This window comes from Bradyrhizobium sp., assembly GCF_004799445.1.
Classification (GTDB): Bacteria; Pseudomonadota; Alphaproteobacteria; order Rhizobiales; family Xanthobacteraceae; genus Bradyrhizobium.
The window spans coordinates 1-3599 of the sequence record NZ_SSNA01000070.1 but is presented as its reverse complement, the minus strand read 5'-3'; the positions used below and the strand labels follow the sequence as shown (position 1 = coordinate 3599).

The 3599-nt window shown below is 56.2% G+C and carries 2 protein-coding genes and 1 pseudogene; all 3 read left to right on the top strand.

Features of this window, described 5'->3' with window-relative positions; translation table 11 throughout:
* On the top strand, nucleotides 1–1011 hold a 1011-nt coding region (locus tag E8A46_RS09580), incomplete at its 5' end, for a L,D-transpeptidase (RefSeq protein WP_363251427.1).
* 540 nt (nucleotides 1012–1551) lie between these two features.
* Nucleotides 1552–2256 (top strand): sensor histidine kinase, encoded by a 705-nt coding sequence (locus tag E8A46_RS09575; RefSeq protein WP_291559826.1) that lies wholly within the window; start codon nucleotides 1552–1554, stop codon nucleotides 2254–2256.
* Between the two features lie 1051 nt (nucleotides 2257–3307).
* A pseudogene (locus E8A46_RS09570) lies at nucleotides 3308–3599 on the top strand (transposase); the annotation flags it as partial.

Genomic DNA, 3599 nt, shown 5'->3' with positions numbered 1-3599 from the left:
AGCCGGCCAGAGGCATCAATGAGACAGTGGATCATAGCACTCGGATTCACGGCCCTTCTACAGCTTCCAGCAGCTGCGACTGAGGTTAAGCCGGACGTGATCAACGCGGCTACCTTTGCCGGAAAGCTCCCATCCGAGGATCGGATCAACCCTCTCGTGGTCAAGGTTCAGGTGCTGCTCGATCGAGCTCGGTTCTCTCCGGGGGAGATCGACGGTAGGTTCGGGGACAATCTCGAGAAGGCGCTTCGGGCCTTCGCAGAAGCGAACGGTCTTCCGTACGGCAAGGTTCTTACCCCGGAGATATGGTCCAAGCTTCAGCAAGGCTCAGGTGATCCGGTCATCGTTGAATACGTCCTGACAAATCAGGACGTGAAGGGACCATTCATCGACAAGCTGCCGTCCAAATTGGAAGACAAGAAGTCACTAAAAAGGTTGAGCTATACGAGCTCGAAGGAAGCTTTGGCTGAACACTTCCACATGAGTGAGGATCTGTTGGCGGAGATCAACCCTGGAAAGAAATTCGATCGCGTCGGCGACAAGATCAACGTGGCGAGTCTCTCAGCCGACAAACAATTGAGTAAGGTCTCACGCGTCGAAGTCGACAAGGGTCGAGAAACCGTGAGAACCTTCGCGCAGGATGGAGCCCTTGTCGCGTTTTATCCGGCAAGCGTTGGCAGCGGAGAGAAACCCACACCATCAGGCACTTTAAAGGTTGTTTCGATCCAGCCCAATCCGACGTACCGATATGACCCAAAATACAAATTTAAGGGAGTTGAGTCGACGAAGCCCTTCACGATCAACGCAGGTCCCAACAACCCGGTCGGCACAATGTGGATAGGCCTCTCAGAGAACGGCTACGGCATTCATGGAACGGCCGAACCGTCTCGGGTCAGCAAATCCGAGTCACACGGCTGCGTCAGAATGACGAACTGGGACGTGGAGCGATTGGCGAAATCAGTCAGGAAGGGCGTTGAGGTCAACTTTGTCGAAGGGAAGCAGGCATCACGGTGACGCCCAAGGCTTCGCCGGTCAATGAGGTGATTGGATAAAAGGAGTCACTTCCACTGTTGGCACTTTTGAGACATGCCAACCGACATTGAGAATGACTGCTTATCGGGGAAGACAGGAAGTGGCTGGCCACGGTCAGAACGACGCGAATGACCCAACTCGAACATCAAATTTCCTGTTGGTAACGCGCGCATTTGATCTTGGGCGTCAATGACACAAAGCTCGGTGCAGTCCACCGGGCGATGCCGGGGGCTACATGTCAATGCTGAGGGCGCAACCTGCATGATGGATTATGTCATGTCAGATATCCAACATAACCGGGTGCCGAGCAAACGGGGAAATGAAGGACCGCGCCTTTGCCAGTATCCGTAATATTGTTCTAGATCAATGCTGCGAGCAATCCAAAGCCTAGCACATTTATTGGACAATGGCCGAGCGGCACGAGGGCACGCTTCGGGCATTTGTCAGCGGCCCGTACACCTCATCCGGGTGTCCAGATCACGCCCGGTGGACTGTCGGCCCGGTGACTTAGGAGGACTGATATTGACGAGCGAAAAGGAGAATCGGCTCGATATTGAAAATGCAAAATTGCGGCGGCTATTGGCTCAAGCCGGGGTCGATGCCGCCGAGAAAAAGATAATGGAAGGTGTGCAACGCCTTTTGTTGGAAGAATTGCATCATCGAATAAAAAACGTGCTTGCGACTGTAATGGCCATCGCGTCGCAGAGTTTAAGAAACGCGAAAAGCGTTGAGGACGGTCGCGAGGCAATTGAGCATCGGCTGCTCGCATTGGGACGCGTGCACGATTTGCTATTGAAGACTAACTGGACGAGCGCATCGCTGGCTTCGATTGTTCAAACCGCAACTGAACCCTTCGATAAGGGGCAGCGTTTCTCTGTCCAAATTCCTGATATCGAGGTCAGTCCCGCAGCAGTCCTTCCGCTTGCAATGATCCTCAACGAACTTTGTACCAACGCCGTCAAGTACGGCGCGCTGTCGAACGGTGGCCACGTTGCGATATCGGCGGCTGTTGATACCTCGAAGGAACGATTTGGATTTACGTGGATAGAGATCGGTGGCCCGTCCGTTCAGACGCCGACGCACCAAAGCTTTGGAACGCGATTGATCGAGCAAGGTTTAGTTGGCGAACTTAGAGGCGAAGCCCATCTTTCTTTTGAGCCTTCTGGCGTCGTTTGCAAACTTGATATCCCGTTGGCGTCCCTCGTGCCCATGAGGCAAACTACCTAGCGTCGCGAGGGTTTCCCGCCATGACTTCAGGAAGCCCGCTGCTGAATTCTAGGCGTCGGAGGCTGCGGACCCCCCGCCGGCCCCCGCGGAAAACGAATCCCGAAGGCCGGAAAGGTGCCTCAACGTCTATCCATCCGCCGGTCGACCACTATCGATACTGGGTCCCGACGTATGAGGCGCCAGCAGTACCCAATGAATCGCGCGATCAGCCACACGATCACGCGGACTACCACGATCGCGAATGCAAACTGCATCCAAACCGACCCACCAATGCCTCGCAAGACCACCTCTAGACGATCGCCCCAGGGATACGGCAGAGCGGCCGTTCCTGTCTCAATCGCCGTCATGGTGGTCCGAAGATACAAGGTCAAAACTTCGGGCTTGTAAACGAAGGCGGCGCCAAGACTGGCTAACGTGAACAAGGCGGTCCACACTCGCGTCACATGGGTGAGGATCCACCTTTTCATCGCAGATTGGTCGGCCATCCTCGGATCCTGTTCGGCGGCGGCATAGAAAAAGCCGCCCGGGCATTACTCCGTGCGGCTCTAATACGCGACTGCCGGCTTCCCGGTTCCGCCGCTATTAATCCAATCAACGAACAAGCTCATTGGTTGCATTGGCGGAGAAAGAAAAAACCGCCGGGGAGAGCCGGCGGGCGGTGATAAGACAGCGAGACTGGCTTGATCGAGTGCGCCGTAGGCGCATATTTGCAGGATGGACCAAATTCTTCCGCCGAAGCTGACCGACCTTGAACTTGAGGCATTGTGGCAAGTCGCGGTGCACCCAGCCACGTGCCACATTCCGTACCACGTCCAATCCCGGCTAAAGGACATTGGCTATGCCAAGGAAGTCTTGGGTGGGTTCGTTCTGACCGATGACGGCTTAGAGCGGATTGCGATTGACCGCGAACGTGTCTCCCGATGACTCAGGAACGCCGCCGGTGCGTCTTTGCTCAGAATACTGTCCGACAGCGGCCAAGGTGGAAAACGAATCCTGAGATCGGTTGATGCAGCGCGTCTCGCCGACAGCACTCGCAGTCGCAGCGCCGACGGCGATCCGGCATAGCTTCGGGCGCCACACGCCGATCCAGCGCTGCCAGATCCACAAGGCCCGGAACATCATGGAGCGTCTATCTCCCGCCCTGCATGCCTCGGTCCGGCATGCGTTGGGCCAAGCCTGGGAACTTGATGATGCGGCGAAGGCGGAGAAACTGATCCGCAATCTCGCCCAGCGCCTCGAGCGCGACGCCCCTGGCGTCTCAAAAAGCATCCTCGAGGGATTGGATGAAATCCTCACAGTGAGCAGGCTCGGTCTTCCGGCGGAATTGCGGCGCTCGCTGGCCT